Genomic DNA, 2519 nt, shown 5'->3' on the forward strand with positions numbered 1-2519 from the left:
TCCGGGACACGGAGGAGCTTTAGGGCTTCATCAACGCTGAAGGGTTCCCTTGTAAGCCTCACCTTCACGACCATCACCGGGATAAATACACCCGGGACAAATTAAACCTGCCGGAAAGTTTAAGTCGAGACGGGGGGTTAGGGTGATAGGTGAAAGCATGAAGAAGACCCTCGCGGTTCTCTTGGTTATCGTTGTTATTGCCTCCGGCTGTCTCGGAGGTGGCAATACCGCCACTTCACCGTCCTCAGCCTCCCCCGCTTCAAGCGCCACGACGGTTCAATCAGCAACCCACTCAAGTGCCCCAACCGCATCCACCGCGGAAAAGCCCAAGCCCAGCTTTTCCCCACTGGAGTCCCTCAAGGAAATAAAGCGCTTCACCTACACCGAGAATGCCAGCGTGAACATGAGTATAAAGATCTCCTTCGCCAACGGAACCCAGTCGAGCAACCTCAGGATAATGGTCAGCGAGAGCGGTTACGTAGACTTCAAGAAGAAGGTCGCCGAGGTGAACACCACAACCAGAACCCTGCCGGACAACGTGAGCGTCACCGTAACCACAGTCGTACTGAACGGAACCGAGTACGTGAAGACTCCCGCTGGAACGGTGCGGATGAATGACACCCTTGGAGTCTGGGAGACCAATCCTGTTTCCTTAGCCATTGCGGTTCTCAACTCGGGAAAGCCCGTGGCAAACTACACCGAGAACGGAAAGTTGGTTCTCGTCTATTCGGTGCAGTCGGACGTCATCCTTCCCCTGGCGGAGCTCTACTTCACGGGTCCAAAGACAAACATCACAGTCACAGACGCCATGATCAGTCTTTACTTCGAGAACGGAACCTTTATCGGGGCGAAGCTGGTCTACTCGGTTATCGCCGTGGGCTCAATGGAGGACCCGATGCTCGGGAAGATGAAGATAGAACAGCACGGGAAATGGGAGGGGAAGATAAGGATAACCTCAATAAACAGGGAGTTCGAGGTGAAGCCACTCACCTGAGCTTGACGAGGTCAAAAGAATTGTGGGCGAGATCTATGATGAGGAGCCTGTTAAGCAAAGGCTCTCCATAGCCCGTAAGGAGCTTTATTACCTCCATCACCTGAATAGAGCCGACAACACCGGCGGTCGCCCCGATTATCGGGAACTTTCCCTTCTTTTCCCTCACCTTGGGAAAAATTTCCCTCAGCCTCATTGTCCTTCCGGGCACTATCGTGGTGACCTGACCGAATGTTCCTTCCACCGCTCCATGCACTAGAGGTATGCCCCTTTCGTGGACGTAGTCGTCCAGCATGAACCTCGTCTCGAAGTTGTCGAGGCAGTCAACGACCACATCGACGCCGGCTAGGACATCATCAATGTTCTCGACGGTGAGCCTCCCAACGAAAGTCTCGATTTTTATGCCGGAGTTGAAGCGCTCCAGCTTCCATCTGGCTGACTCGGACTTGGGGTTTTTGTTGAGATCTTCCTCCCAGTGGAGTATCTGCCTGTTCAGGTTGCTCAACTCGGGCTTCTGCTCGTCTATGAGGAGGAGAGTGCCGATTCCAGCCGCCGCGAGGTAGTAAGCAACGGGACTACCTAAGCCGCCGACGCCGACGACCGCTACCTTCGCGCTTTTGAGCTTTTCCTGACCCTCAACCCCAAAGACCATTATCTGCCTGTCGTAGCGCACAAGCTCCCTCTCGCTGAGCATCTCAACCACCGCTCACCGGGGGGAATATCGCAACTATGTCCCCATCTTTCAAGACTTCGTCAAAGCGAACGTAACGGCCATTTCTGGAGACGTTCACATCGGCTAGGTCATCGTCCTCCGCGAAGACCTCGTTCTTAAGGGCCGGATGTCTCTCCTTGAGTATCCCGATGAGTTCCCTAACCGTTATTCCGTCTGGAACTTCCAGCTCTTCCTCGCTTTTGCCAACGAGGGAGCGGTAGCGCGCGAAGTACCTTATGGTAACCTTCATCCCCATCACCGGGGAGAGTTGGAGGGGAGGTTAAAAAGGGTTGCTGGACGATTTTGAAGACTCACCCAGCCTTAAGACAGTTTCTTAAACGCAACATATCCCACCAAGATGACTCCAATAATGAACACGGCGGATAATAAAGGCCTAATTCCTTCGAGATACGCTAAATAGAGAATTCCAGCAATTGCAAGCAACCACAGAAGGTTCGATTTTACAGTGCTATTCCCTTTCCAGAGCTTAAACCACGCAACTTCATAGACGCAGAGTATTAGGCCAGTTAAAACCGTCGCAAAGATTAGCCCCTTTACCCCATTACCGAGCATCCCAAAGTTGAGAAAGAAGAACGTAAAAGCTCCTATGATGTAACCCTCCCTTCCGGGGCCGTTCTTGTATCCTGAGGTTGCAAGCTGGAGGATGCTCATGGCAATTAAATTGAGGAGAGCAACCTGAAGGGCAGTTGAAAATTCCCAGAAGAAACCAATGACTATGAAAAGTAAGAGAAGGGATAGAAGGACGGGAACCATCAAATGCTTGCACTTCATTATCCTTCACCCCCAAGAGTCCCG

General features: G+C 52.3%; 4 protein-coding genes. 1 reads left to right on the top strand and 3 read right to left on the bottom strand.

Annotated features, from left to right (window positions below; genetic code table 11):
- The first annotated feature begins 142 nt into the window (after positions 1 to 142).
- Positions 143 to 994: a hypothetical protein gene (locus tag MVD07_RS03675; protein ID WP_297498813.1), complete on the top strand. Its 852-nt coding sequence runs from the start codon at positions 143 to 145 to the stop codon at positions 992 to 994.
- On the opposite strand, the gene MVD07_RS03680 is transcribed toward MVD07_RS03675, so the two are convergent.
- The 3 genes from MVD07_RS03680 to MVD07_RS03690 form a co-directional block, all read right to left on the bottom strand.
- A complete protein-coding gene (locus MVD07_RS03680) occupies positions 987 to 1685 on the bottom strand; it encodes a ThiF family adenylyltransferase (RefSeq protein ID WP_297498815.1) in 699 nt (232 codons plus the stop codon). The two genes, MVD07_RS03675 and MVD07_RS03680, sit on opposite strands and share 8 nt — an antisense overlap.
- Before the next feature lies 1 nt (position 1686).
- Positions 1687 to 1953, bottom strand: a complete 267-nt coding sequence (locus tag MVD07_RS03685) for a ubiquitin-like small modifier protein 1 (protein WP_297498819.1) — start codon at positions 1951 to 1953, stop codon at positions 1687 to 1689.
- 71 nt (positions 1954 to 2024) lie between these two features.
- The gene (locus MVD07_RS03690) at positions 2025 to 2495 is read right to left on the bottom strand and encodes a hypothetical protein (protein WP_297498817.1); all 471 of its coding nucleotides are present in this window, start codon (positions 2493 to 2495) and stop codon (positions 2025 to 2027) included.
- Between the last annotated feature and the right edge of the window lie 24 nt (positions 2496 to 2519).

It is taken from the genome of Thermococcus sp., assembly GCF_027008145.1.
GTDB lineage: Archaea > Methanobacteriota_B > Thermococci > Thermococcales > Thermococcaceae > Thermococcus.

What these genes read in the sequence shown, in the direction of transcription:
- MVD07_RS03680 (WP_297498815.1), bottom strand. Translation starts at nt 1,685, where the DNA reads ATGCTCAGCGAGAGGGAGCTTGTGCGCTACGACAGGCAGATAATGGTC.
- MVD07_RS03685 (WP_297498819.1), bottom strand. Translation starts at nt 1,953, where the DNA reads ATGAAGGTTACCATAAGGTACTTCGCGCGCTACCGCTCCCTCGTTGGC.
- MVD07_RS03690 (WP_297498817.1), bottom strand. Translation starts at nt 2,495, where the DNA reads ATGAAGTGCAAGCATTTGATGGTTCCCGTCCTTCTATCCCTTCTCTTA.